Raw genomic sequence first — 24,851 nt, forward strand, 5'->3', positions numbered from 1 at the left:
GACCACCCCGGGAAAGCCACGATATGGTTCAATGCGCCACCGTATCGCTGCAGCGCAACACCCGCCATGCCCGCCATCTGGATGATCGTCTCCTGCTTCCTGTTCGCCTGCATGGGCGTGTGCGTGAAGCTCAGCTCGGGCAGCTTCTCGACCGGCGAGATCGTGTTCTACCGCGGCGCAGTCAGCATGCTGATGATGGTGGCGCTGGCGGCCCTGCAGGGGCAGCGCCTGACCACGCCGCACTGGCGCATGCACCTCTCGCGCAGCCTGTCGGGTTCGCTCGCACTGTGCTGCTACTTCTTCGCCATCGGCTTGCTGCCGCTGGCCACGGCGGTCACGCTCAACTACACCTCGCCGATCTTCGTCGCCCTGTTGCTGGCTGCTTTTTTCGGCGAACGCCTGCGCTGGCCGGTCCTGGTTGCAGTGCTGGTCGGCTTTGCCGGCGTCGTCATCCTGCTGCGCCCCACCCTGCAACCGGCGCAGTGGCTGGGCGCCGCCGCAGGCCTGGGTTCGGGTGCAGTCGCCAGCCTCGCCTATATCAGCGTGCGTGAGCTCGGACGCGTGGGCGAACCGGAGGTGCGAACGGTATTCTGGTTCTCACTCACCACCACGCTGATCGGCCTCGGCTGGGCCCTGGCCAGCGGCGTGCACCGCCCTGATGGCATGCAGTTGCTGACCTTGCTCGGCGTCGGCGTGTTCGGCGGCCTTGCCCAACTGGCAATGACGCGCTCGTACCGCTTCGGCCGCACCGTGGTGTCGGCCAACCTGAGCTACGCAACGGTCGTGTTTGCGAGCCTGTTCGGCATGCTTTTCTGGGGCGAACTGATGCCACCCTCCTCGTGGCTGGCGATCGCACTGATCATCTCGAGCGCCATACTCATCTCGTTCGCCACCCGCAAGGCGCGCTGAACACGGCAGCGAGACTCGCAAGGCCCCATCCGCGCGCCGTCACGATTGAGCCCGGGCCTGCTCGGGACTATAGTTGAGCCATCCCCGAGCCATAGCAAGGAGGCAGTGATGATCAACACCGAGCATACCGACAAGATGGTGGCAGTCGCCGTCTTCGGCGAATTCACGCTGGCCGACTACAAGGAATTCGAGGAACTGGTCAATTACAAGATCCAGTTCTCCGGCACGGTCGACCTGCTCTTCGACCTGCGTGAGATGGCAGGCTTCACCCTCGACGTGGCCTGGGAGGAGATCAAGTTCTCGCGCCAGCATGCGCACGATTTCCGCCGTATCGCAGTGCTGACCGAGGACCAGTGGCTGACCTGGAGCGCCTGGGTCTCGCAGCTCTTCGTCGATGCCGAGGTGCGTGTCTTCGACGATGAAGGCGAGGCGCGCGCCTGGCTGGAGGCAGATGCAGCCGCAGAAGCGGCTTCCTGACCGCCGTGCAATGAACGCGTCGTATTCGACCCTGATCGGGGCGCTCGACCTGGCTCAACGCCTGCACGACCCTGACTGGGTGGTGTTCGACTGCCGCTTCGACCTTGCCAACCCGGCATTCGGCCACCAGGCCTACCTCGATGGTCATGTGCCGGGAGCCTTCTTCCTCGACCTCGACGACGACCTGTCGAGCGCGAAGACCGGACGCAACGGCCGCCACCCCCTGCCAGATCCGGCCCGGCTGGCCGCCAGGCTGGCCGCATGCGGCGTCTCGAACCACAGCCAGGTGGTGGCCTACGATGACGCAGGCGGCATGTTCGCCGCCCGCCTGTGGTGGCTGCTGCGCTGGCTGGGCCACCACCGCGTGGCTGTTCTCGACGGCGGCCTTCAATCCTGGCTGAGCCTCGGCCAGCCCCTGGACAGCACCCTGCCCGAAGCGCAACAGCGTACCTATACCCTGTCGCTGCGTTCGGAGCGCGTGGACGCCGACTACGTCCTCGAACACCTTGGCAGCGCAGATATGGTGCTGATCGACGCGCGCAGCCCAGACCGTTTCCGCGGCGAGAACGAGGCGCTCGATCCGGTGGGAGGCCATATCCCGGGCGCGATCAATCGCTTCTTTCGCGACAACCTCGACAGCAAGGGCTGCTTCAAGCAGCCGTCCGTGCTACGCGAAGAGTTCGGCGCGCTGCTCGGCGCCCACGGACCGCGACAGGTAGTCCACCAATGCGGGTCTGGGGTGACGGCCTGCGTCAATGCTCTCGCAATGGAGGCGGCAGGCCTGCCCGGCTCGCGCCTGTATGCCGGATCGTGGAGCGAGTGGTGTGCGGACCCCAGCCGACCGGTAGCGCGCGGCAGCGCTTGATGCCGACGCCATGCCTGCGCAGGCGGGCGAACATCGCATGTTTCACCAGTCGACCTTCTCCACCGCGCCGAGCGAGCGCCCGAGAAAACGCTCGCCAATGGTCTGGAAGCGCAGCGGCACGTCGCTGACGACAAACCGATACCCCGCGCGCGCGCCGGCACTGCGCATCAGGCCTGCCTGCTGCAGGCGCTCGGCCGCGAGTTCGGCGGTGGTCACCGCCGAATCGATGAGGCGCACCGACGGGCCCGCGACATCTCGCAACAGCGGCTTGAGCAAGGGGTAGTGGGTGCAGCCAAGGACCAGGCTGTCGACCTCTTCCGCCAGCACAGGCCGCAGGTACTCCTGCGCCGTCAGCCGCGTCACCTCGTGGTCCAGCCAGCCCTCCTCGACCAGGGGCACGAACAACGGGCAGGCCTGCGAATACACGCGCACCGTACTGTCGAGCTCGTGCATGCGCCGAGCGTAGGCATTGCTGTTGATCGTCGTCGGCGTGCCGATGACGCCGATGCGGCGCCCCGTCGAGCTCGCCACCGCCGCACGCGCGCCGGCCTCGATCACGTCGAGCACCGGGACACTGCCGGCGAGGCGATGCACCACCTCGGCCGCCACCGCCGCCATCGTGTTGCAGGCGATGATCAGCATCTTGACCTCGCGCTGGAGCAGGAACTCGGTGATCTGTGCCGTGAAGTGCTCGATGGTGGCAACCGACTTCACGCCGTAGGGGACGCGCGCCGTGTCGCCGAAGTACACGATGCTCTCCAGCGGCAGGCGCTCCATCAGGGCGCGCACCACGGTCAAGCCACCGACCCCGGAGTCGAACACGCCGATCGGACGCGCGGCCTCAGGCTTGCTCAAAAGTGTGCTCCAGCTGCGGCCACGGCGCGGTAAGCGCGGCTCACGACAACACGACCGACGCGAACTTGCGCTTGCCGACCTGCAGCACCACCGTTTCTCCGGCACGCAAGACCAGCGCCTTGTCCTCGGCACGCTCACCGTTGATGCGCACCCCGCCCTGGCCGATCATGCGCATCGCTTCGGACGTGGTGGCGGTCAGCCCCGCCTGCTTGAGCACCTGGAACAGCGGCATGCCGTCGGCGCCGGCGCTGACATTGACCTGCGGGATGTCGTCGGGGATCGCGTTGCGCTGGAAGCGCGCCTCGAAGTCGGCCAGCGCCTCGTCAGCCGCGCACTGGCCATGGAAACGAGCGACGAACTCCATCGCCAGCATCACCTTGACGTCACGCGGATTGCGCCCGCCGTCCACGTCGGCGCGCAGTTGCGCGATCTCGGCAGTGGAGCGGAAGGACAGCAGATCGTAATACCGCCACATCAGCGTGTCGGAAACCGACATGGTCTTGCCGAAGATCTCCTTCGCCGGCTCGGCAATGCCAATGTAGTTGCCGAGCGACTTCGACATCTTGTTGACGCCGTCCAGGCCCTCGAGCAGCGGCACCATCACCACGCACTGCGGCTCCTGGCCGTAGTGCTTCTGCAGTTCGCGCCCCATCAGCAGGTTGAAGCGCTGGTCGGTTCCGCCCAACTCCACGTCTGCCTTCATCGCCACCGAGTCGTAGCCCTGGCACAGCGGATAGAGGAACTCGTGGATCGCGATCGGCTGGTTGTTGCCATAGCGGCGCGCGAAGTCGTCGCGCTCGAGCATGCGCGCCACGGTCTGCTGCGAGGCCAGGCGGATCATGCCTGCAGCGCCGAGATCGTTCATCCACGCCGAATTGAAGCAGATCTCGGTGCGCTCGGGATCGAGGATCTTGAACACCTGGTCCTGATAGGTCCTGGCGTTCTCCATGATCTGCTCACGGGACAGCGGCGGACGCGTGGTGTTCTTGCCGCTGGGGTCGCCGATCATGCCGGTGAAGTCGCCGATCAGGAACTGGACCTGGTGGCCGAGCTCCTGGAAATGGCGCAGCTTGTTGATCAGGACCGTGTGACCAAGATGCAGGTCGGGGGCGGTCGGGTCGAAGCCAGCCTTGACCCTCAGCGGGCGGCCGCTCTTGAGCTTCTCGACCAGCTCGGCCTCGATCAGCAGTGCATCGGTACCGCGCTTGATCAGCTCGATCGCCGCCTGGACATCAGTCATTCAATTTCTCCAAAAATACCTTCCCGAACAAGGGTATTAGTTTGCTAAACTTCGGCAAATTTTTTTCGCCCATTCCAGCGGACAGCGCTCATGAAGGCCAGAAAGACCCGAATTCTAGCCGATCTACCGGCCCAGCTCCTTCTTCGCCCCCGCAGCTGGCTCCTTGCCGGCATCACCGGGGCATCGCTGCTCGGCGTTGTGGCCGCGACCGCAGTTGCACCGGGCAGCGACACGGCCGACATCCAGTTCGCGCGCGTAGTCGAAAGCCTGCCCGCGCCGGTTGCGGTGATCGAAGCGGAGAACGACCTCCCCTTCGTGTACAGCGAGCGCATCCAGGCCGGAGACACCCTGCAGTCCATTTTCAGCCGCCTGCATATCGACGACGCCGAGGCACTCGCACACCTGTCGGCCTCGGCAGAGGGCAAGCAGGCCGTGCGCCAGTTGCGCGCCGGGCGCTCGGTCACCGCCATCGTCTCCCCCGATGGCCGCATCGCATCATTCAGCGTGCCGATGGGCAACAGCGGCACGCAGCTGGTGCTCGAGCGCAACGATCAGGGGCTTGCCTTGCGTGAGTCCAGCGGGGAAACCCAGGTCACGATGACGGAGATGCGTTCAGGCACGATCACGCACTCCCTGTTCGGCGCCACCGACGCGGTCGGCCTACCCGACAACGTCGCCACCCAACTGGCGACGATCTTCGGCACCTGGATCGACTTCCATACCGACCTGCGCAAGGGCGATCGCTTCAACGTCATTTACGAAGCGATCTACGAAGAAGGCAACCCTGTTCGCGCTGGCCGCATCGTCGCCGCCGAATTCATCAACAAGGGCGAGCGCCACGCCGTCGTCCTCCACCGCAGCCCGAGCGGCAAGGAGCAATACTACAGCGACGACGGCCGCAGCCTCCAGCAGGGTTTCCTGCGCTCACCGCTGGAATTCTCGCGCGTGAGCTCGAGCTTCGGCCGCCGCCTGCATCCGATCCACCGCAGCTGGCGAAACCACAACGGCACCGACTTTGCCGCACCGACCGGCACTCCGATCAAAGCCACCTCGGACGGCACCGTCGAGTTCGTCGGCAGCCAGCGCGGCTTTGGCAACCTCATCGTGCTCAAGCACCGCAATGGCATCACCACCCACTACGCCCATCTCAATGGTTTCGCCAAGGGCCTGAGCAAAGGCCAGCCAATCAGCCAGGGCGACCTGATTGGCTATGTCGGCTGCACTGGGTGGTGCACCGGCCCCCACCTTCACTACGAGGTGCACATCAACAAGGTGCCGCAAGATCCGATGACCGTGGCGCTGCCGATGGCAGACACGCTGAATGCGCGCGAACTCGCCGCCTTCAAGCGCGACACCGCGCCGCTGCGCAATCGCTTCGCCCTGCTCAACTACGAGCTTGCCAGCGCTGAATGAATGCTGATCGCAGCCCGCGCGCGGGCTGCAAAATAAAACGGGGCGCCGCGGCGCCCCGTTTTTATTCTGCAGTGCCTACGTCTCACGCCGAGAAAGACGAACCACAGCCGCAGGTGCTGGTCGCATTCGGGTTGCGGATGACGAACTGCGAACCTTCAAGACCTTCGGTGTAGTCGATCTCTGCGCCGATGAGATACTGATAGCTCATGGCGTCGATCAACAGCATCACGCCGTTCTTCTCATAGGTCGTATCGTCCTCATTCACTTCCTCGTCGAAAGTGAAGCCGTACTGAAAGCCCGAGCAGCCACCGCCCGAGACGAAGACGCGCAGCTTGAGCTGCGGATTGCCCTCTTCCTCGATCAGCTCGCGGACCTTGTTCGCTGCGCTATCGGTGAAGACCAGGATATCGGGGGTTTCAACTTCTGCGCTCATGTTTTCTCCTCTGTTGGGGGGTGTGCCGCGAATGATGCGCTCTTCGCGACCCTACCGTGCAAATCGGATCGTCGTCCGAATACCAAGTTCCCGTCAAGGGCTGACGGGAACGATGTCCAGGCCGGCGTCCTCGTCGAAGCCGAACATGATGTTGAGGTTCTGCACCGCCTGCCCGGCCGCACCCTTGACCAGGTTATCGATGACCGACAGCACCACCACGGTGTCACCACCCTGCGGCCGATGGACGGCAATCCGGCACAGGTTCGACGCACGCACGGAGCGGGTTTCAGGATGGCTGCCCGCCGGCATCACGTCGACGAAAGCCTCGCCCGCATAGCGCCGCTCGTACAGCCCTTGCAGGTCAGATGCATCGACACCCGGCTTGAGCCGCCCGTACAAGGTGGCATGGATGCCACGGATCATCGGCGTCAGATGCGGCACGAAGGTCAGGCCGACCTGCTGCCCAGCCGCGAGCGAGAGGCCCTGACGGATCTCGGGCAGATGGCGATGACCCGGCACGCCGTAGGCCTTGAATGAATCCGCTGCCTCAGGCAGCAGGGTATGCACCTCGGCCTTGCGCCCCGCGCCCGACACGCCCGACTTGGCATCGGCGATCAAGTGACCGATATCGATGAGCCCCGTCTCGACCAGCGGCAGAAAACCCAGCTGGACAGCAGTCGGGTAGCACCCCGGGTTGGCCAGCACGCGCGCACTGCGAATCTGCTCACGATTGACCTCCGGCAGTCCATACACGGCCTCGGCGACGAGTTCGGGCGAGGCGTGATCCATCCCGTACCACTTCTGCCACTCGGCAACATCGCGGATACGAAAATCCGCCGCCAGATCGATCACACGCACACCCGCGGCGACGAGCTCCGCAGCCTGCTTCATTGCAATGCCGTTCGGCGTGGCAAAGAAGACCGCGTCGCACTTCTCGAGGCCCGCATCCTGCGGCGTGACGAACTTGAGACTCACCCGACGACGCAGACTGGGGAACATGTCCGACACGGCCATGCCGGCCTCGCCACGCGAGGTGATCGCCGTGAGCTCCACCCCTGGATGCCGCGCCAGCAGACGCAGCAGCTCGACGCCGGTATATCCGGTACCGCCAACGACTCCAACCTTGATCATGCTTGCTCCTCGCAACGAAAGACCTCAGGGCCGGATTATCGCACTGCCGGCTGCGGTGCGCGCATGCCTGACGACGTCACAACGTCCGGCAAAGCTCTTCCCGAAGCCCCTGCACCGGGCAGGGTCAAGCGTGCCGCAGAAAGCACAAAAGCCGCCCCATGGGGCGGCTCCTGCAGACACGGCAACAAAAAGACGATCAGCGCTTCGAGAACTGCTTCGCGCGGCGCGCCTTGCGCAGACCGACCTTCTTACGTTCGACTTCACGAGCATCGCGAGTTACGAAGCCTGCTGCACGCAGATCACCCTTGAGCTCGGCGTTGTAGTCAACCAAGGCACGGGTGATGCCGTGGCGCACAGCACCAGCCTGACCCGACTCGCCACCGCCGGTGACATTCACCATGATGTCGAAACGGCCTTCGTTGCCGGTGAGGATCAGCGGCTGGCGCACGATCATGCGACCGGTTTCACGCGAGAAAAACTCGTCGACCGGCTTACCATTCACGACGATGTTGCCGGTACCCGGCTTGATGAACACACGAGCGACCGCGGTCTTGCGGCGGCCGGTACCGTAGTTGTAAGTCACAGCCATTGTCGGCTCCTTCAGATCTCGAGAACTTGCGGCTGCTGAGCGGTATGCGGATGCGACGGCCCCGCATAGCACTTCAGCTTCTTCAGCATGGCGTAGCCCAGCGGGCCCTTCGGCAGCATGCCCTTCACCGCCTTTTCGAGCACACGCTCGGGGAAGCGCTGCTGGAGCTTGGTGAAGTTGGTTTCGTAGATACCGCCCGGGTAACCCGAGTGACGGTAGTACTTCTTGTCCTGCGCTTTGTTACCGGTCACGCGCAGCTTGTCGACGTTGACAACGACGATGAAGTCGCCGGTATCGACGTGCGGGGTGTAGATAGCCTTGTGCTTGCCACGGAGGCGACGGGCGACTTCGGCGGCGAGACGGCCAAGCACCTTATCCGTGCCGTCGACAACGAACCAGTCGCGCTTGACCTCGTGCGGCTTGGCGGAAAACGTCTTCATGTGAATCCTCGATCTTTGTCGGGCCCTTGGATTTGGCCGTCAAACGGAAAGCTCGCAATCCTAATGCGAACATGGCCCGCGTGTCAATCTCAACTTACAGATTGACGCGAGCACAACAAGCAAAAAAAAACGCAGTCCGCTAGGACTGCGTTAAATCCACACCAAAGGAGGAGGGTGGAGGAGACACCATTTGGATCGGCGCGTCGTCTTCGATGCCGCGTCAGCGATCCGACTGAGGCGAATTATGGCGAGACGAACCCCCTCGCGCAAGCAGTTTTTGTGCATTGCATTACAATTGTTTTGATTGTTCAATAGAGTATCCTTATCGAAAAGCAGTATATTGTTTTATATCAAATTTTCACCCCATCCCGGCCTAGTCAAAGCGCTCGAACCTCTAGCCCATGATTCCAGTGCGGTCTATTTTTGTGCACCGCATGAATACGGTGCCGTACTGGCCACTGGCACGCCCCTGCTCTCCCCGCACCACTCATATCCAAATCACTGACGGAACAGGGAACCCCGCTGAGGAGCAAGCTCACCGCGCAAGCCTGCGGCACTGCGATAAAATCGCGGCCCAACTACCGCCAGACAGGACACATCGGGCGCACAGCCCCAGGAGCAAAATCGAATGGAATGCACGATCAAATGGCTTGACGGGATGAGCTTCGTCGCCGAGACCGGAACGGGGCACATGGTGACGATGGACGGCGCCCCTGAGGCGGGAGGCCGCAATCTCGCTCCTCGACCGATGGAGCTCATGCTCGCGGGCGCAGGCGGCTGCACGGCCTTCGATGTCGTGCTGATCCTCAAGCGTGGGCGGCACGACGTGCGCGGCTGCACCGTGCGCCTCGAGGCCGAACGCGCAGACACCGACCCCAAGGTATTCACCCGCATCCGCTTCATCTATACCGTGAGCGGGCGCAAGCTCAAGCGCGAAAGCGTCGAACGCGCAATCCACCTTTCCGCAGAGAAGTACTGCTCAGCCTCGATCATGCTCGGCAAGACTGCCGAGATCAGTCACGAACTGGAACTCGTCGAGGCCGACTGACCGCCATGGAGTGGACGCTCACCACGCGTCCACAGTGGACTCAAACGCGATAGGTCACGGTGGTCATCAGCCTGGCCGCGAACTTCATCGCCCCCTTCACCGGCGCGGGAAGTTCATGTGCGCCCAGCCGCACGGCCATGTCCGCATGCTCGGCCTCGTCGACCTTCATCTGCTCCACGATCGCACGCGAACGCGCATCGTCAGCCGGCAGCGTCTCCAGATGCCCCTTGAGATGGCGCTCCACCTGGCGCTCGGTCTCGGCCAGAAAACCGAGGTTCCAGCGATCGCCGAAACGCCCGGCAAGCAGACCAAGGGCGAGCGCCCCGCCGTACCACACCGGATTGAGCAGACTCTTGCGCCCGCCCAACTCTGCAATACGGCGCTCGGTCCAGGCCAGGTGCTCGGTCTCTTCCTGCGAAGCCTGACGCAAGGTGTCGCGGATCGCCGGATCACGCGACATCATGGCCTGCCCTTGATAGAGAGCCTGCGCACAGATCTCGCCAACATGATTGATGCGCATGAGGGCTGCGGCGTGCCGACGCTCGGCGTCGTCAAGCATTGCATCCGGCACTCCCTCATCAGGCACGGGACGCACGCTGCGTGCCGGTGCGAGCACGGTACGCAAAGCCTTGTCGAACTCGATGATGGCACGATCAAGCATTATCTGACTCCGAAGGGCTGAATCACGTCGCGCCGCTGTTGCAGCAGCTGCAAGGCATGCTGCCGACTACGGGGCGCGGCCGGGCCATCGCACAGGTAATCCTGCGCCAGGGCAGCGCGAGGGCGGTTGTACGTGTTATCGGAGATCGGCTGCCAGGTATCGTTCCTCGCCGGCACCCAAGACCCATCCGCGCGGCCTGTGGCGTACAGGCGACGCTCACCGGTCGCGCAGCGGATCCCCTCGAAAGTCACGTTCTGCGCCCCACCGGGCGTGCGTACGACCAGCGTGAAGCGCACTACGCCGTCATCACCAACAGCGAGACTGGCCTCGTCGACGAAAAAAGCATTGGGCGTGGCCGCACTGACGTAGAACGCCCTGAGGCGCGACTCCTCGACGGGCGGAGGCATCACCACCTCGCTCTCTTTCCAGTTCGGGTCGGCGTCAAAAAGCAGGCCTGCAGAAACACCCCCCGAAAAGCAGCCCAGGGCAAGCAGGCCCACAGGGGCGATACGACGGAGAATCGAGTTCAAACGTGCAATCTCCACATTGGGACCAAGCAGCCTGCCCCGCATGCAAGCCGGCAGGTGCCACACCCCTTAGGCTTCCCGCAAGCGACGCCTGCATTCAACATCTATGCGCCCGGCCCACTCAAGCCTTGAGACCCCAATTCTGCCGGCTCTGCAAGGCCCGGCAGACGGTAGGGCTCGGGCAGTTCGAATGCGCGCGAGCGATGGAGAATGCGAGCGAGCTCGATGAGCGCCATCTGGTAGACCTGACGCTTGAATTCAATCACCGCATCGAGCGGCACCCAGTAGTCACTCCAGCGCCAGGCATCGAATTCCGGATGAGAGCTCGCGCGCAGGCACACGTCGGAATCCCGCCCCACCAAACGCAACAGAAACCAGATCTGCTTCTGTCCACGATAGGTGTTGCGCCATTCACGCCGTATCCAGTGCTTCGGCACCTCATAGCGCAGCCAGCCGCGCGTGCGGCCGAGGATCTTGACGTGCTCCGGGCGCAACCCGACTTCCTCGAACAACTCCCGGTACATGGCCTGCTCCGGCGACTCGCCGTGCTTGATGCCACCTTGCGGAAATTGCCAGGAATGTTCGCGAATGCGCTTGCCCCAGAACACCTCGTTGCGCGAATTGACCAGAATGATGCCGACGTTCGGGCGAAAGCCTTCACGGTCAAGCATGTCGAACCTTCAAATTCGGTTTATTGACGGCAATTTTTTCACACTTGCGCCCCGTTTGAAAGCGCACCATGTCCGTGCATCACCTACGCTGAACGACGAGCGCGCGATCGTCATGCACGCCATGCGCTAGAATCCCGCGCTCGACAACGCCTTCTACGCAAAAGACCCTCATGCGCGCCAGCCAGTTCCACCTGTTCACCCTCAAGGAAGCCCCGTCGGACGCCGAAGTCGTCAGCCAGAAGCTGATGCTGCGCGCCGGCATGATCCGCAAGGTCGCCGCCGGCATCTACAGTTACATGCCGATGGGCCTGCGTGCCATCCGCAAGGTCGAGACCATCATCCGCGAGGAGATGGACCGCGCCGGCGCCATGGAGCTGACCATGCCGATGGTGCAGCCCGCCGAACTGTGGAACGAGACCGGGCGCTGGGACAAGATGGGCGACGAGCTGCTGCGCTTCAAGGACCGTCACGAACGCGATTTCGCGCTGCAGCCCACCTCCGAGGAGGTCGTCACCGACATCGCGCGCCAGGAGCTGAAGAGCTACCGCCAGCTGCCGAAGAACTTCTACCAGATCCAGACCAAGTTCCGCGACGAGCGCCGGCCGCGCTTCGGCGTCATGCGCGGGCGCGAATTCACCATGAAGGACGCCTACTCCTTCGACCGCAGCGAGGAAGCCGCCGGGCGCAGCTACGACATCATGTTCGCCGCCTACAAGCGCATCTTCGACCGCATCGGCCTGGAATACCGGGCGGTGGCCGCCGACACCGGCGCTATCGGCGGCGATCGTTCGCACGAGTTCCAGGTCATCGCCGACACCGGCGAGGACGCCATCGTCTATTGCCCGGACTCCGACTACGCCGCCAACATCGAGCTCGCCGAAGCAGTGTCCTTGATCGCGCGCCGTGCCGAACCTGCCAAGGCGCTGGAGAAGACCCCCACACCCGGCAAGGCCACCTGCGAGGACGTTGCCGAACTGCTCAAGGTGCCGCTGGCCACCACGGTGAAGTCGCTGGTGCTGGCGACCGACGACCTCGACGACAAGGGCAAGCCGGCCGGCGTCACCGTGTGGCTGCTGCTGGTGCGCGGCGACCACGCGCTCAACGAGGTCAAGGCCGGCAAGCTTCCGGGCCTCAAGTCCGGCTTCCGCTTCGCCACCGAGGCCGAGATCCTCGAGCACTTCGGCTGCAAGCCGGGCTACCTCGGCCCCATCGGGCTGAAGAAGCCGGTCAAGGTCATCGCCGACCGTACCGTCGCCCACATGGCCGACTTCATCTGCGGTGCCAACGACGCCGACTTCCACTTCACCGGTGTCAACTGGAGCCGCGATCTGCCCGAGCCCGACCTGGTGGCCGACATCCGCAACGTGATCGAGGGCGACCCCAGCCCCGACGGCGGCGGCGTGCTTGCCATCCAGCGCGGCATCGAGGTCGGCCACGTGTTCTATCTCGGCACCAAGTACTCCAAGGCGATGAACGCCACCTTCCTCGACGAGGACGGCAAGCCCAAGCACTTCGAGATGGGCTGCTACGGCATCGGCGTCACCCGCATCCTGGGCGCCGCGATCGAGCAGAACCACGACGCTCGCGGCATCATCTGGCCGCGCGCGATCGCCCCCTTCGAAGTCGTCATCTGCCCCGTCGGCTGGGGCAAGTCGCAGGCGGTGCGCGAGGAGGCCCAGAAGCTCTACGACGCGCTCGTCGCCACCGGTGTCGACGCCATCCTCGATGACCGCGACGAGCGTCCCGGCGTGATGTTCGCCGACTGGGAGCTCATCGGCGTGCCGCACCGCGTCACCATCGGCGACCGCGGGCTCAAGGAAGGCGTGGTCGAATACCAGGGCAGGCGCGATGCCGACGCCGCCAAGCTGGCGGTCGGCGAGGTGCTCGGCCACATGCTCGACCGCCTCAAGCAGGGCTGAGCCTCCGGGAGCCCGCAATGCGCCGCCTGCCCACCCCGCTCCGCCAGCTTGCCGCCGCGTGCCTGCTCGCGCTCGCAGCGGGCGGCGCGCAGGCCGGCGCACAACAGTACGAGCCCATGGCAGCCAGTGTCCGCGCTGCGCTGCACGCCGCGGTGAGCGACGCTGCCGCCCCCATGCTGCCGATTCCGGACGCCGGCGAACGCGCACAGTGGCTCGCCGAGATGTCGCGCCGGCTGGCCAGGCGGATCCCGGACGAGGCCTACCGCACGGAACTCCTCACCAGCATCCACTACGAGGCGACCCGCGCCGGGCTCGACCCCCAGCTGGTGCTCGGCCTGATCCAGGTCGAAAGCGCCTTCCGCAAGTACGCGATCTCCTCGGCGGGCGCACGCGGCTACATGCAGGTGATGCCGTTCTGGATCAAGATCATCGGCCGCGAGGACGACAACCTCTTCCACATGCGCACCAACCTGCGCTATGGCTGCACCATCCTGCGCCACTACCTCGACATCGAGAAGGGCGACCTGTTCCGCGCGCTGGGCCGCTACAACGGCAGCCTGGGCAAGGCGCAGTACCCCAACCTGGTCCGCGCGGCGTGGGAACAGCACTGGAGCTGGAACCCGCAACAACTCGCTGCCGCCGGACAGGATACGGGTACGCCAGCAGTGCGCTGAGCCCCGGACCAGCCGGGGCCTGCCGGCGTCAACCAGCGGCGGCCAAGGGCCGCATATCGGCTGTGCGCTCCACTGCGCGCAGCCCGTCCTTCGCACCCGCAACCAGCGACTGCACGTCGCCCGAGATCTCGCCCCCTTCTTCGATGAGGATCTTGCCGTAGCGGATCTTGCCACTGACACGTCCGGTCGAGTGGATCAGCAACTGCACGCGCGCGGTCAGCTCTCCTTCGAAGTGCCCATGGATCTCGGCAATGTCGATACCAACCGTGCCCTTGTAGGCGCCCGCCTCGGCAATGCGAAGCACGCGGCTGTCCATGGTGGCCTCGACGCGCCCCTCGACGACGAGCGTGTCGCAATCAAGGATCTCGGCCCCCTTCAGCTTGACGTCGGGGCCGACGATCAAGCGACTCTCGCCGCTGCGCTCCGTCGGCACTGCCGTCACCGCCTCGACCGCGTTACCTTGAGCTGCCGAGACCGCCTCGCTTGCGGCGACATCGGCAGCCGCTGGCGTCGCCGGCATCTCCGGGCTCACTGGCCGTGCGCTGACCGCGCCACCAAGAGGACGCGGGCTGCGGGCTGCAGGCATCTCGGCTGTCTTATGAAACAGATTGGGCTTGTTGAACATGCTGACTCCTTGAGGTTGATGCAGTCCTTGTGCTGCCATCGTCAGCCATGAGCATGGAACGTGCCGGGCCCCTCACCACAGGCACTTTCCGCAGGCAGTTCAATAACCTGCAGCTCATTCCCGAGCCCATTCCCAACCCAGGGCAGCTGCGCTGGCGTCGCTGCAGCCCGACACGATGCCCTCCTGCCAGCGCCATCCCCCTGATTGCGCAAAGAATCTCCCTGTCGCTTGCAGGCGACAACCGGCAGGCCGTCCTGCGCCGGACGTTACTTCACCTTGCATTTGCGTCCGCGCAGCCCTCGGCTGACTGACCTACACTGCCGCGTTTGCCGACGGCATCTCCCCCTTCAGCCTCCCGGGACCGCCTGCCCATGTTCCGCCCTTCGTTTCGCAGCATCATGCTCACCGCCTTCCTGCTGATCGCGGGCGTGCTGGCTGCCGCGGCAGTGAGCGGATGGCTGAGTCTGGAGGCGCTTGCGCGCTCGATCCACGACGGCAAGCGCAACGCCCTGGCGCTCACCGCCGCCTCACGCGTACTCGGCGAGCGCTCAGTGGACCTGGAACGCAGCGCCCGCCAGTACCTCGTGCTGGGCGAACCTGCCTTGCGGCAGCGCTTCGACGACGCCCTCAGTGAAGCGCACCTTGCTCTGGACACGCTCGAGGCCAGTGCGCAAGGGCTTGCTGCGCCAGTCGGCGAATGGCGTGCCCTGGCAGCCGCCATCGAACGAGGCCTCGAAACCACCCCCGACGGGAGCGGCGCTCAAGCCGCAGCGGACTTCAGCGCCGACTTCCTCGCCCTGAGCCAGGTGAGCGAGGCTGTAGAGCGCACCATCCAGGCGCGTCTTGCGCGTGAGAGCGAGGACCTCCTGGCAGAGCTCGAGTACCGCCGGCACCTGCTCGCCCAGCACATTCTCGCGGCGGTCGCACTTGCGGGCGTACTCGCGGCGCTCACATCATGGTGGCTGCTGCGTCCACTCGCGCGTATGGAACGCGCCATCGCCGCACTCGGCGACAACCATCTCGAATCGCCCATCCGCATCGGCGGACCCGCCGACCTGCGCCAACTCGGCGAGCACCTGGACTGGCTGCGCCAGCGGCTGGCCGAACTCGAAGCCAACCGAAATCGGGTTCTGCGCCACGTCTCGCACGAGCTCAAGACCCCACTCGCGTCCCTACGCGAAGGGGTCGCCCTGCTCAGCGACGGCATCCTCGGTCGACTCAACGCCGAACAGCGCGAAGTTGCCGGCATCCTGGACAGCAGTGCACGCGCACTGCAGGAGCGCATCGAACAGCTCCTGCACTACAACGCCACCCAGTTCGATGCGCGCCGCCTGGACCGCAAGCCAACTGCCCTGCTGCCGCTGCTGTCCGAGGTCGTAAGCGAGCATCAGCTCCTCATCCAGGCGCACAAGCTGGAGGTTCGGATCGAGGGTGACGCGCCGATCCTTTCGGCCGACGTCAGCAAGCTGCGCATCGCCTTGTCGAACCTCATCGCCAACGCAATCCGCTTCAGTCCCGAGCACGGCCTCATCCGCATCGATGTCCAGGTCCAGGAGCCTCAAGTCATCATCGACTGCCGCGACGACGGACCGGGCGTCGCCGAAGAGGAACTTGAGCGAATCTTCGAACCCTTCTTCCGCGGCAGCCGCAGCAGCACCGCAAGCACCAAGGGCAGCGGCATCGGGCTGGCCATCGTGCGCGAGTTCGTCGCCGCGCATGGCGGGTACGCCAGGGCCCTGCCGAGTCCGCAGGGCGCACACTTCCAGCTGGAGCTCCCCCATGCATGATGCACACCCGCACCGACACCCGACTGCGCGCCTACGGCACGCACTCTCACTCGTCCTCGCATGCATTGCCCTTGCTGCCTGCACGAACCTTCCGGGCCGGGACGCACCGCACGCAACAACGGTCACTGAGGAGGCGCCCCCATCCGAGCAGGCAGCCATGAATCGGCTGCACGCAGCAGTACAGGCCAGCCAGCCCGACCGCGCGCGGCTCAATGAAGCACGCCGCCAGCTCGAGCACCTGCTGGAGGACGACAGCACCGAGGCGCGCGCCCATCACCCCTTTGCACGCGCTCTGCTCACCCAGATCCGCGAACGCCAACGCCAGGCCGCCCAGCTCGAGCGCCTGGAGCGCGAAATCGAAACGCACAAGGGCGAGCTCACCACGAGCCGCAGGCACGCGGCCGAGTTGCAGCGCAAACTCGACGCCCTGACTGCAATAGAGCGCACGCTGCCTGCGCCCTCGAGCGTTCCACCCTACGGTCAGAATGGCCTCGCTCCGCGATGAGCGCCAGGGCGACAGCTCCGATCCCTGCCGCCGCACGCCTGCTGCTCATCGACGACGACACCGATCTGCTGCGCCTGCTGTCGATGCGGCTCAAGGCCAACGGCTATCGGGTAAGCACGGCATGCAGCATCGCCTCGGCGCACGCGCGCCTGGCCATGGAGACCTTCGACCTCGTCCTCAGCGACGTCCGCCTGCCCGACGGCGACGGCCTCACGCTGTTCGAAGACATCCGGCGCCACCACCCCGCGCTGCCGGTGATCATGATCACCGCACACGGAAGCATCCCGGACGCGGTGGACGCGACGACACGCGGCGTCGCCGACTATCTGACCAAACCGTTCGACGGCCAGGCCCTGCTCGACCGCATTGCCAAAGCGCTCGGAAATGCCTCCTCGACAAGCATTGCCGAAGGCGACCGGGCCGACTGGTGCAAGGCCATCATCAGCCGCAGCAGCCGCATGCGCGCACTGCTCGCCGAGGCGAGACTGGTCGCGGCTTCCGACGCCAGCGTCCTGATCCTGGGTGAGAGCGGCACGGGCAAGGAACTCCTCGCACGCGCAATCCACAACGCCAGCGCACGCGCGCAAGGCCCCTTCGTAGCGATCAACTGCGGGGCAATCCCGGACCAACTGCTCGAATCCGAGCTTTTCGGGCATGTACGCGGGGCGTTTACCGGCGCCACCTCAACCCACGCCGGCCTGATCCAGGCGGCAGACGGCGGCACCCTGTTCCTCGACGAAATCGGCGACATGCCGCCCGCACTGCAGATCAAGCTGCTGCGTGTCCTGCAGGAGCGCGCAGTACGGCCGGTCGGCAGCACGCAGGCGAGTTCGGTAAACCTTCGCATCCTGTCGGCCACGCACCGCAATCTGGAAGACGCGCTGGGCAACGGCCAGTTTCGCGAGGACCTCTACTACCGGATCAATGTCGTCAGCCTAGACCTTCCGCCGCTTGCCGAGCGTCGCGAGGACATCCCGCTGCTCGCCGAGCATTTCCTGCGCACGCTGGCGAGGCGCTATGGCAAGGACGTGAATGGATTCGCCGCCGACGCGCTCGAGACACTGGCCATCAGCCAATGGCCGGGCAATGTGCGCCAGCTCCACAACGTGGTCGAGCAGGTCTGTGCCCTCAGCACCACGCCCCTGGTCCCGCGCAGCCTCGTCGAGCGCGCGTTGCGCGCACAACCGATCGAAGCCTTGAGCTATGCCGAGGCCAAACAGCGCTTCGAGCGAAACTACCTGATACAGCTTTTGAAACTTACCGCGGGTAACGTCACCGATGCTGCACGCTTGGCAGATCGCAACCGCACCGAGTTCTACCGGCTGCTGCAGCGCCATGGGCTCAGGCCGGAACCGTTCCGCGCCGAGAACCAGCCAGACGAAGAACAAACCCGCAGCCCTTCAAGGAGACCCGCATGAGCATGCGTCAGACCGTAACCACCATCCTCGCCACCACCGCACTGGCCTGGTCGGTGCATAGCCCCGTGATCGCGGCAGGCCCGCAGGCGGCAGCGCCACAAGTCACCGCCAATAGCTGCGCCGACGACAAGAAGGCCGGCGCCGACGGCAGCACGCCGCAGAAGCCGACCTCGACCTGAACGCTCCAACCGTGGGCGGCCCGCTTCAGGCCGTGCCGCCCACGGTAAGACCGTCGATCCGCAGCGTCGGCTGACCGACGCCCACCGGCACGCTCTGGCCATCCTTGCCGCAGGTGCCGACGCCCGGGTCGAGCATCATGTCGTTACCGATCATCTTGACCTTGGTCAGCGCATCCGGACCGTTGCCGATCAGAGTCGCCCCCTTGACCGGGCGCGTCACCTTGCCGTTCTCGATCAGGTAGGCTTCGGCGGTCGAGAACACGAACTTGCCCGAGGTGATGTCCACCTGGCCGCCGCCGAAGTTTGCGGCATACAGCCCCTTCTTCACCGACCGGATGATCTCTTCGGGGTCCTTGTCGCCATTGAGCATGTAGGTGTTGGTCATGCGCGGCAAGGGCAGATGGGCGAAGGACTCGCGCCTGCCGTTGCCGGTTAGCGGCATGCCCATCAGGCGCGCATTCATCATGTCCTGCATGTAGCCGGTAAGAATGCCGTCCTCGATGAGCACCGTGCGTTCGGTCGGGTTGCCCTCGTCATCGATCGACAGCGAACCGCGCCGGTCCTGCAGCGTGCCGTCATCGACCACGGTAACGCCTTTCGCCGCCACCTGCTGGCCGATCCGCCCCGAGAAGGCCGAACTGCCCTTGCGGTTGAAGTCCCCCTCCAGACCGTGGCCGATGGCCTCGTGCAACAGGATGCCCGGCCAGCCCGGCCCCAGCACCACCGGCATGGTGCCGGCCGGTGCCGGATCGGCGCCAAGGTTGACGCGGGCCTGATGCACCGCCGCGCGCGCATAGTCGTGCAGACGATCGTCGCAGAAGTAACCGTAATCGTAACGGCCGCCGCCGCCGCCGCTACCCTGCTCGCGGCGACCGTCCTCCTCCATGATGACGGTGATCGACACCCGCACCAGCGGCCGAACGTCCGCAGCCATATGGCCATCGCTGCGCGCCACCATCACCACCTCCCACGAGCCGGCAACATGGGCCATGACCTGGGTGACGCGGGGATCTTCCGCACGAGCAAAGCGCTCGAGGCGTTCGAGCAGGCGCACCTTGGCGGTGTCGTCAAGTGAGTCGAGCGGGTCGTCAGCGCGGTAAAGGCGGCGCTTGAGCTTGTGCGCACGCATATCCACCTTGCGCCGCTCGCCTGCGGCGGCGATGGCACGGGTAGCCGTGGCAGCGCCGACCAGGGCATCAAGCGAAATGTCGTCGGAATAGGCGAACGCTGTCTTCTCGCCGCTGATCGCGCGCACACCCACGCCCTGCTCGATGTCGAAACTGCCCGACTTGACGATACCCTCTTCCAGACTCCAGGCCTCCGAGCGCTGATACTGGAAGTACAGGTCGGCAAAGTCGATATCGTGGCGCATCAGCTTGCGGAAGGTCTTCTCGAGCTCGGCCTCGCCCAAGCCATAGGGCGAGAGCAGGTAACGGTCGGCGACCTTGAGTGGATTCTGGGACTTGCTCATTGGAATTCCTTGCAGGTGTCGCCAGCGTTGACCGGCCCCACACCAAAACGATCTTCGGGATTAAAGGAGTGCATGCTCAGCCCAGGCGGCGGTGACGCAGCGCAGGCAGGCTGTCGCGCACCGCAGCGATGCGCGCAGGATCCAGTTCGGAGACAACGACCCCTTCGCCGACCTCGCGACAGGCGAGCACCTCGCCCCAGGGGTCGATGATCATGCTGTGCCCCCAGGTGACGCGCCCGTTGGGGTGGCGACCGCCCTGGGCCGGCGCCATGACGTAGCACTGGTTCTCGATCGCGCGCGCGCGCAACAGAACCTCCCAATGCGCTCTCCCCGTCGTGTACGTGAAGGCGGCAGGCAGGACGATCAGGTCAAGCTCGCCCATGGCACGAAAAAGCTCGGGGAAGCGCAGGTCGTAGCACACCGACAAGCCCGTGCGTCCGGCTGGAGAGTCGAAGCAGCACGGCGTGCTGCCCGGCTCGATTGTGGCAGCCTCGTCGTAGCGCTCCTCGGCACGCTGAAAGCCGAACAGATGAATCTTGTCATAGCGCGCGGCAAGCCGGCCCTGGGCATCGAACACCAGGGTGCTGTTGCGTACCTTGTTCTGTACCTCGGCCTGCAGCGGGACCGTGCCGCCGACCAGCCAGATCCCATGGCGACGCGCGGCATCGGCCAGAAAGGACTGCAACGGCCCCTCACCCTCGGCTTCACGGATGCGCACCTTGGCCATCTCGTCGCTGCTGATGAGCGGAAAATACTCGGGCAGGGCGACCAGACACGCGCCCTCGGCCGCGGCCTCGGCAATCAACGCATCCACGGCCTTCAGGTTGGCGTCGACATCGGGGCCCGACACGGTCTGCACGGCGGCGATGCGGACGGGCGCCTCAGGCAGGGCGGCTTCGACAGATTCGGCAGGCTTGGTAATGGTCATATAGCGTACTCGAGGACAAGTCGCAGGGCTGGCAGGATCCCCATTCACGTCATTGAGCGGGCGGCAACTCGACGTTGCCACGCTTGGCAACCTGTGGGTCTACCCAACTGCCTGTAACGGCATACTCGAACGCGAACAGCTTCTCGATCGGGTCGCTGAGCACCTTCTGGGCGAGATAGGTGACAACCCCCACGGCCGGATTGAGCAAGCCCGCCGCCGCACCGATGGCGATCGACTCGGACAGCGTCGGCTGTACGATCACACGCAAGTCCTGGGTCTCGGCAACGAGGTCGGTCGTACCGCTCATCCGCACCCGCGCCGCCGGCCCGCGGATCTCGAGGTCGTCGGTGCGCATCACCCCCGCGGTCACGTCGATGCTACCGGAAATGCGATCGAAGGCGAATCCTTCCGAGAACACGTCGCGAAAATCGAGTGTAATGCGCCGCGGCAAGGATTGCAGGCTGAGAATGCCGAGCAAGCGCCCGACTCCAGGCTCGAGCTTGTTGAATTGGCCGGCCCCGGCCTCAAGCTGCAGACGACCGGCCAGCGACGCGTAGTCGATCGCGGTCGGCGCGCCCTGCCAGCCAAGCTCGCCGCTCAGCGCTGCCTGACCACCGCGTACGACGTCAGGGTAGCCGATACGACGCGAGAAGCGTCCGACGTCGGCGGTATCGAAACTGAACTCCATGCGCGTGCGCTGGCGCCCTGCAGCCAGCCACTGCCCGCTCCCGGACAGCCGCCCATCATCATTGGCGATCGCGAAGCGGTCCAGCTCCCATAGACCGCCACGGTTGCGGGCAAGAACCTCGAGGCGACCGAGATCCATCCCACGCAGCTCGAAGCGCTCAGCCACCACATCCAGGGCAGGCAAACGGCGGGGAGGGGTATCCCCGATCCGGTCCTCCGCAGCCTCGGTGCCACTGGCACGACTCTGTGCATCCGCCGCACCAATGCGCAGGAAGCGCAGCCGCGCTGCCAGCGCACCACTGCCCGCACTGCGCCAGTCGAGCTCGCCGGCAGCGAGATCGCTGTCGATGCGCGCCGTCCAGCCCCCCTGGTCGGGCACTGCACGCAGGTCCACCGCGCGCAGACGATGACCGAAGGCGGTAAGCTCATCGGCCGCAAGCGCGACGGCGGCCAGCGGCAAAGCCGCCAGGCCATCACCGCCACGCTCGGCCACGGCATCGGTCCCGTCATCGTCACCGGCGTCGAGCACACGCCGCCATGCATCCAGATCGAGGCCATCGAGCACGCCCGCGACCGCCACCCCGGAGGACGATCGCGGCACCGCATCAGCCGTCGCACGGCCCAGTGCGACCCCACCGCTCAGGCTCGTCCACTGCCCGTCGGAACGCTGGAGCTCGGCACGCACCAGCCCGCCGAGCCCGAGCACGAGCTCACTGTGCGCCTGCCCTGCCGGGTAGCTGACCGCCAGCTTCAGCGGCCAGCTCTCGCTGGCAGGCTTGTTCACCGGCGGCGGCAGGCTGGAAGCTACCCCCAACAGATCGGAGCTCACTTCCAGACGCGTACCGTCCTTGCCGACCAGGACGCTGGTCGACCACGCTGCCGTTCCCGACAGACCATCGAGCAGGGGAATGTCGTAGGCGGCCCTGAGCGCCGCTGCGTCGGCCTTGCCTGCTGCCTCGAAGCGCACGCTGCCGTCGGTGGCGGTCCGCGCGCTCAGGCGTAGCGGATGCCCGAACAACTGCGCGCGCGCCTCGGGAATGGCGAGGCTGTCAGCGGTGAAGCGCACACGCCCGGCCGCGCGTTCGAGCGCCGGCAGGCCCTCGACCAGCGCAATGCGGTTGGCCGCAAAGCGGTACTCGCCCTCCACCGTGGTATCGACCACGCTACGCAACGGCATCACCAGCTTGAGCTCAAGCTCTCCCTTCCCCTCTGCGCGCATGCCGTCGGTGAAACCTCCGATGCGCCGCGACACCGGGCTGGCGGACACGAAGCGCAGGAAATCGGCCGTCGCCCCCCGCGCCTGACCGGTAATGGTCATGAGTTCGGTGGGACGCTGGTCCAGGTCCGGCACGTCGGCCACCACCCCCGCCAAGTCGACGCCGAGGACACGCCCGCGCTCGGCAAGGATGCGCATGCCGGGCCCTTCGAAGCGCACCTCGCCATGAATGCCCTCGATCGACGGCCAGCCAGGTGCATAGTCGAGCAGGGCATCTTCCACCCGAACGCTGACCAGGAAGGTGCCATCACCATCCCGGAAGGGGAAGTCGGCCAGCCGGCCGCGCAGGCGCAGGCGCGCCTCGGGCACCACGGCGGCGCGGATGGCGGTGCGCACCCAGTCATGAGTGTGGCGATTGACCACGCGCGGCAGGTAGCGCCACACCGCCGTGCCCTCGGCGCGGCTGAGCCTGGCCTGGAGGTCGATCTCGCCCGGCCCCTCGCGGCCCGGCCAGTACCGCCCGGACGCCGTACCAGCCGCGTCGATGTTGTCGAACTCCGCACCATCGAGTGCGATTTCAAGCCCTCTCTCGCGACGCAGCCAGCTCCCCTCGGCGCGCAAGCGGTCAAACGCCAGGCGGCCCGACTCGAACACATCCGGCAGGTCCAGGTGCGCCGTACGCGCATCGATTCGGTAACGGCCTCCGCGCTGGTCGCCGTCGATCGTGCCCGACACCCCGCCCAGGCCCGGCAAGCCATCGCGCGCGAGCAGGCCGAGCTCGGCAAAGCGCGCCCTCACGCGCCACGCCTGGGGAGCCGAGGAGTCGCCGTCCCAGCTCAGGCTGAGATCGTCGACACGGCCATGGGGAGCCAACCCCGCGAGGCGCGCACGCACGCCCTCATCGACCGGGAGGTAAGCGACAAGCCCTGCCAGTGCGGCGAGATCGAGGTGGCTCGCCGTCACGCTGCCGCCAGCTTGCGCGCCATCGGGCGCCTTTCGCAGCTGCACATCGAAGTCGGTTGGCGCCACGGCAAGGCCCGCCACCGTGCGCAGCGCGAGCTGCTGCCCGCTCAAGCGCAGCAGGCCCAGCTTGCGCTGAAGTGACAGGCGGCCGTCGAGATGGCTCACCGCAAGCTCCGGCAGGCCGGGCGCAAGTGTCGCCACGACGCCATCGAGCACGACGTCTGCGGTCATGTCGAGCGCACCACCGGCCGAGGCCTCGAACCAGGCCCGCACCCCTCCATGCCCGGCAAGCGGAAGCGGGTAATCGATCCAGGCCGTCCATGCACCGAGGTCGGCGCGCTCGAGCTCCACGTACATGCGCGCCTCGAGCTCACCGGCCTGCGCCGCCCCAGGCAGCTCGAGCCGGTCGAGTTCTCCGCGCACGACCAGAGTCGAGGCGAGCGCCTGTTGCGGCCGTGCCTGCAGGGCGAAACGGGCTGGCGAGGCGCGCTGATCAAGGCGGAACTCGAGCTGATCGAGCTCCAGCACAGGCGCGCCTCGGACCTTGTCGGTCCAGCGCAGTCGCGAATCGTGGACGACGATCTGGCGCTGAGCGAGCAACCACTCGAGCCCCCTGCCCTCCTCGCCCCCGCTCGTGTCCGCCACCAGGCCGGCGACCAGGATCGTTCCATCGGCCTCGCGCCTCACATCGAGCTCGGCCGCGGCGATATCGAGGCGATGGAAGTGGGGCTGCAAACGCAACAGCGAGGACCATGCCAGGGTGGCATCGACCTTTGGCAGCACCAACGCCGGACGCCCATCGGCATCTGCGATGCGAAGGTTCTCGATCAGCAGCCTCGGCCGCCATCCGGCCCAGCGCCCCTCGACGGCCGCAATCGACACCTCGACTCCGAGGCTGGCCGTCACTGCCGCCGCGATGTCGTCGCGGAAATCGCCCACTGCGGGCATCAGCACATGGCGCACCACCAACACCGCCCCGGCACCCAACAGCCAGGCCAGCATGATCAGCCTGAGACACCACGCGACGAGGCGGCGCCAGCCGGAAGCCGGGGCACGCGGCGTGGGCGGCAAATCGGAACTGCCGGGGGTCAGGGCATCGCTCATGAAAAGGGGTGTTGGCCTGCCGGGCGATAGCCGGCATGGATAGAATGTGTGTCTGCCGCCCCTCGCCTCAGGGCCGACCCAGCGCGCATTTTACCAACGAACACTGCGCCCGCAGC

At 65.7% G+C, this 24,851-nt stretch carries 24 protein-coding genes; 11 read left to right on the top strand and 13 right to left on the bottom strand.

Annotated features, from left to right (window positions below):
• Positions 1-66 precede the first annotated feature (66 nt).
• The 3 genes from C662_RS02370 to C662_RS02380 all read left to right on the top strand — a co-directional run bounded on the left by C662_RS02370 (position 67) and on the right by C662_RS02380 (position 2,251).
• Positions 67-909 (top strand): DMT family transporter, encoded by an 843-nt coding sequence (locus C662_RS02370; RefSeq protein WP_002924516.1) that lies wholly within the window; start codon positions 67-69, stop codon positions 907-909.
• A gap of 108 nt (positions 910-1,017) precedes the next feature.
• On the top strand, positions 1,018-1,386 hold the full coding sequence (locus tag C662_RS02375) for an STAS/SEC14 domain-containing protein (protein WP_002924517.1): 369 nt from the start codon (positions 1,018-1,020) through the stop codon (positions 1,384-1,386).
• Positions 1,387-1,396: 10 nt separating this feature from the next.
• Entirely contained in the window at positions 1,397-2,251 is an 855-nt protein-coding gene (locus C662_RS02380) for a sulfurtransferase (protein ID WP_198291866.1), read from the top strand.
• 42 nt (positions 2,252-2,293) lie between these two features.
• Here the strand turns inward: C662_RS02380 and murI are convergent, their stop codons facing one another.
• Together murI and tyrS are read right to left on the bottom strand one after the other, a co-directional pair.
• Complete coding sequence (gene murI / locus C662_RS02385) at positions 2,294-3,106, bottom strand: glutamate racemase (protein WP_002924519.1); 813 nt, start codon at positions 3,104-3,106, stop codon at positions 2,294-2,296.
• A gap of 40 nt (positions 3,107-3,146) precedes the next feature.
• Positions 3,147-4,346 (bottom strand): tyrosine--tRNA ligase, encoded by a 1,200-nt coding sequence (tyrS, locus tag C662_RS02390; RefSeq protein WP_002924521.1) that lies wholly within the window; start codon positions 4,344-4,346, stop codon positions 3,147-3,149.
• Positions 4,347-4,436: 90 nt separating this feature from the next.
• Here tyrS and C662_RS02395 point away from each other — a divergent pair, with 90 nt between their 5' ends.
• On the top strand, positions 4,437-5,759 hold the full coding sequence (locus C662_RS02395; RefSeq protein WP_002924523.1) for a M23 family metallopeptidase: 1,323 nt from the start codon (positions 4,437-4,439) through the stop codon (positions 5,757-5,759).
• 82 nt (positions 5,760-5,841) lie between these two features.
• Here C662_RS02395 and erpA read toward each other — a convergent pair whose 3' ends face one another.
• The 4 genes from erpA to rplM all read right to left on the bottom strand — a co-directional run bounded on the left by erpA (position 5,842) and on the right by rplM (position 8,352).
• Positions 5,842-6,192 carry an iron-sulfur cluster insertion protein ErpA gene (erpA, locus tag C662_RS02400; RefSeq protein ID WP_002924524.1) on the bottom strand — a complete coding sequence of 117 codons (351 nt, stop codon included), beginning with the start codon at positions 6,190-6,192 and terminating at the stop codon, positions 5,842-5,844.
• Between the two features lie 93 nt (positions 6,193-6,285).
• The gene (gene argC / locus C662_RS02405; RefSeq protein ID WP_002924527.1) at positions 6,286-7,323 is read right to left on the bottom strand and encodes an N-acetyl-gamma-glutamyl-phosphate reductase; all 1,038 of its coding nucleotides are present in this window, start codon (positions 7,321-7,323) and stop codon (positions 6,286-6,288) included.
• Positions 7,324-7,519: 196 nt separating this feature from the next.
• On the bottom strand, positions 7,520-7,912 hold the full coding sequence (gene rpsI, locus C662_RS02410; protein WP_002924528.1) for a 30S ribosomal protein S9: 393 nt from the start codon (positions 7,910-7,912) through the stop codon (positions 7,520-7,522).
• An 11-nt stretch (positions 7,913-7,923) separates the two neighbouring features.
• Complete coding sequence (rplM, locus tag C662_RS02415; RefSeq protein WP_002924531.1) at positions 7,924-8,352, bottom strand: 50S ribosomal protein L13; 429 nt, start codon at positions 8,350-8,352, stop codon at positions 7,924-7,926.
• 628 nt (positions 8,353-8,980) lie between these two features.
• On the opposite strand from rplM, the gene C662_RS02420 reads away from it, so the two are divergent.
• A complete protein-coding gene (locus C662_RS02420) occupies positions 8,981-9,400 on the top strand; it encodes an OsmC family protein (RefSeq protein WP_002924535.1) in 420 nt (139 codons plus the stop codon).
• Between the two features lie 40 nt (positions 9,401-9,440).
• On the opposite strand, the gene coq7 is transcribed toward C662_RS02420, so the two are convergent.
• The 3 genes from coq7 to C662_RS02435 form a co-directional block, all read right to left on the bottom strand.
• Entirely contained in the window at positions 9,441-10,061 is a 621-nt protein-coding gene (gene coq7, locus C662_RS02425; protein ID WP_002924538.1) for a 2-polyprenyl-3-methyl-6-methoxy-1,4-benzoquinone monooxygenase, read from the bottom strand.
• The gene (locus C662_RS02430) at positions 10,061-10,591 is read right to left on the bottom strand and encodes a CNP1-like family protein (RefSeq protein ID WP_002924541.1); all 531 of its coding nucleotides are present in this window, start codon (positions 10,589-10,591) and stop codon (positions 10,061-10,063) included. Before C662_RS02430 ends, coq7 begins: the two co-directional genes overlap by 1 nt.
• 101 nt (positions 10,592-10,692) lie before the next feature.
• Complete coding sequence (locus C662_RS02435) at positions 10,693-11,259, bottom strand: RNA pyrophosphohydrolase (protein WP_002924543.1); 567 nt, start codon at positions 11,257-11,259, stop codon at positions 10,693-10,695.
• A gap of 170 nt (positions 11,260-11,429) precedes the next feature.
• Between C662_RS02435 and C662_RS02440 the strand changes: the two genes are divergently transcribed.
• Both C662_RS02440 and C662_RS02445 read left to right on the top strand, forming a co-directional pair.
• Positions 11,430-13,178: a proline--tRNA ligase gene (locus C662_RS02440; protein WP_002924544.1), complete on the top strand. Its 1,749-nt coding sequence runs from the start codon at positions 11,430-11,432 to the stop codon at positions 13,176-13,178.
• A gap of 17 nt (positions 13,179-13,195) precedes the next feature.
• Positions 13,196-13,852 (top strand): lytic transglycosylase domain-containing protein, encoded by a 657-nt coding sequence (locus C662_RS02445; protein ID WP_002924545.1) that lies wholly within the window; start codon positions 13,196-13,198, stop codon positions 13,850-13,852.
• Between the two features lie 28 nt (positions 13,853-13,880).
• Here C662_RS02445 and C662_RS02450 read toward each other — a convergent pair whose 3' ends face one another.
• Positions 13,881-14,477: a bactofilin family protein gene (locus C662_RS02450; protein WP_002924546.1), complete on the bottom strand. Its 597-nt coding sequence runs from the start codon at positions 14,475-14,477 to the stop codon at positions 13,881-13,883.
• Between the two features lie 371 nt (positions 14,478-14,848).
• Here C662_RS02450 and C662_RS02455 point away from each other — a divergent pair, with 371 nt between their 5' ends.
• From C662_RS02455 to C662_RS02470, 4 genes are all read left to right on the top strand, one after another.
• Positions 14,849-16,264, top strand: coding sequence for a sensor histidine kinase (locus tag C662_RS02455; protein ID WP_002924547.1), 1,416 nt, complete (start codon positions 14,849-14,851; stop codon positions 16,262-16,264).
• Positions 16,265-16,421: 157 nt separating this feature from the next.
• Positions 16,422-16,769, top strand: a complete 348-nt coding sequence (locus C662_RS02460) for a hypothetical protein (protein WP_002924549.1) — start codon at positions 16,422-16,424, stop codon at positions 16,767-16,769.
• A complete protein-coding gene (locus C662_RS02465; RefSeq protein ID WP_002924551.1) occupies positions 16,766-18,187 on the top strand; it encodes a sigma 54-interacting transcriptional regulator in 1,422 nt (473 codons plus the stop codon). The genes C662_RS02460 and C662_RS02465 overlap by 4 nt, the downstream gene beginning before the upstream one ends.
• The gene (locus tag C662_RS02470; RefSeq protein WP_002924553.1) at positions 18,184-18,366 is read left to right on the top strand and encodes a hypothetical protein; all 183 of its coding nucleotides are present in this window, start codon (positions 18,184-18,186) and stop codon (positions 18,364-18,366) included. The genes C662_RS02465 and C662_RS02470 overlap by 4 nt, the downstream gene beginning before the upstream one ends.
• 25 nt (positions 18,367-18,391) lie before the next feature.
• Here the strand turns inward: C662_RS02470 and tldD are convergent, their stop codons facing one another.
• The 3 genes from tldD to C662_RS02485 form a co-directional block, all read right to left on the bottom strand.
• Entirely contained in the window at positions 18,392-19,837 is a 1,446-nt protein-coding gene (gene tldD / locus C662_RS02475; RefSeq protein ID WP_002924560.1) for a metalloprotease TldD, read from the bottom strand.
• A gap of 76 nt (positions 19,838-19,913) precedes the next feature.
• Positions 19,914-20,765 (bottom strand): carbon-nitrogen hydrolase family protein, encoded by an 852-nt coding sequence (locus C662_RS02480; protein ID WP_002924563.1) that lies wholly within the window; start codon positions 20,763-20,765, stop codon positions 19,914-19,916.
• Between the two features lie 49 nt (positions 20,766-20,814).
• Positions 20,815-24,735 carry a YhdP family protein gene (locus C662_RS02485; protein ID WP_002924567.1) on the bottom strand — a complete coding sequence of 1,307 codons (3,921 nt, stop codon included), beginning with the start codon at positions 24,733-24,735 and terminating at the stop codon, positions 20,815-20,817.
• Positions 24,736-24,851 lie beyond the last annotated feature (116 nt).

It is taken from the genome of Thauera sp. 28 (assembly GCF_000310145.2).
In the GTDB taxonomy this organism is placed as follows: Bacteria; Pseudomonadota; Gammaproteobacteria; order Burkholderiales; family Rhodocyclaceae; genus Thauera; species Thauera mechernichensis.

What these genes read in the sequence shown, in the direction of transcription:
- C662_RS02370 (WP_002924516.1), top strand. Translation starts at nt 67, where the DNA reads ATGCCCGCCATCTGGATGATCGTCTCCTGCTTCCTGTTCGCCTGCATG.
- C662_RS02375 (WP_002924517.1), top strand. Translation starts at nt 1,018, where the DNA reads ATGATCAACACCGAGCATACCGACAAGATGGTGGCAGTCGCCGTCTTC.
- C662_RS02380 (WP_198291866.1), top strand. Translation starts at nt 1,397, where the DNA reads ATGAACGCGTCGTATTCGACCCTGATCGGGGCGCTCGACCTGGCTCAA.
- tyrS (WP_002924521.1), bottom strand. Translation starts at nt 4,346, where the DNA reads ATGACTGATGTCCAGGCGGCGATCGAGCTGATCAAGCGCGGTACCGAT.
- C662_RS02395 (WP_002924523.1), top strand. Translation starts at nt 4,437, where the DNA reads ATGAAGGCCAGAAAGACCCGAATTCTAGCCGATCTACCGGCCCAGCTC.
- erpA (WP_002924524.1), bottom strand. Translation starts at nt 6,192, where the DNA reads ATGAGCGCAGAAGTTGAAACCCCCGATATCCTGGTCTTCACCGATAGC.
- argC (WP_002924527.1), bottom strand. Translation starts at nt 7,323, where the DNA reads ATGATCAAGGTTGGAGTCGTTGGCGGTACCGGATATACCGGCGTCGAG.
- rpsI (WP_002924528.1), bottom strand. Translation starts at nt 7,912, where the DNA reads ATGGCTGTGACTTACAACTACGGTACCGGCCGCCGCAAGACCGCGGTC.
- rplM (WP_002924531.1), bottom strand. Translation starts at nt 8,352, where the DNA reads ATGAAGACGTTTTCCGCCAAGCCGCACGAGGTCAAGCGCGACTGGTTC.
- C662_RS02420 (WP_002924535.1), top strand. Translation starts at nt 8,981, where the DNA reads ATGGAATGCACGATCAAATGGCTTGACGGGATGAGCTTCGTCGCCGAG.
- coq7 (WP_002924538.1), bottom strand. Translation starts at nt 10,061, where the DNA reads ATGCTTGATCGTGCCATCATCGAGTTCGACAAGGCTTTGCGTACCGTG.
- C662_RS02435 (WP_002924543.1), bottom strand. Translation starts at nt 11,259, where the DNA reads ATGCTTGACCGTGAAGGCTTTCGCCCGAACGTCGGCATCATTCTGGTC.
- C662_RS02440 (WP_002924544.1), top strand. Translation starts at nt 11,430, where the DNA reads ATGCGCGCCAGCCAGTTCCACCTGTTCACCCTCAAGGAAGCCCCGTCG.
- C662_RS02445 (WP_002924545.1), top strand. Translation starts at nt 13,196, where the DNA reads ATGCGCCGCCTGCCCACCCCGCTCCGCCAGCTTGCCGCCGCGTGCCTG.
- C662_RS02450 (WP_002924546.1), bottom strand. Translation starts at nt 14,477, where the DNA reads ATGTTCAACAAGCCCAATCTGTTTCATAAGACAGCCGAGATGCCTGCA.
- C662_RS02455 (WP_002924547.1), top strand. Translation starts at nt 14,849, where the DNA reads ATGTTCCGCCCTTCGTTTCGCAGCATCATGCTCACCGCCTTCCTGCTG.
- C662_RS02460 (WP_002924549.1), top strand. Translation starts at nt 16,422, where the DNA reads ATGAATCGGCTGCACGCAGCAGTACAGGCCAGCCAGCCCGACCGCGCG.
- C662_RS02465 (WP_002924551.1), top strand. Translation starts at nt 16,766, where the DNA reads ATGAGCGCCAGGGCGACAGCTCCGATCCCTGCCGCCGCACGCCTGCTG.
- C662_RS02470 (WP_002924553.1), top strand. Translation starts at nt 18,184, where the DNA reads ATGAGCATGCGTCAGACCGTAACCACCATCCTCGCCACCACCGCACTG.
- tldD (WP_002924560.1), bottom strand. Translation starts at nt 19,837, where the DNA reads ATGAGCAAGTCCCAGAATCCACTCAAGGTCGCCGACCGTTACCTGCTC.
- C662_RS02480 (WP_002924563.1), bottom strand. Translation starts at nt 20,765, where the DNA reads ATGACCATTACCAAGCCTGCCGAATCTGTCGAAGCCGCCCTGCCTGAG.
- C662_RS02485 (WP_002924567.1), bottom strand. Translation starts at nt 24,735, where the DNA reads ATGAGCGATGCCCTGACCCCCGGCAGTTCCGATTTGCCGCCCACGCCG.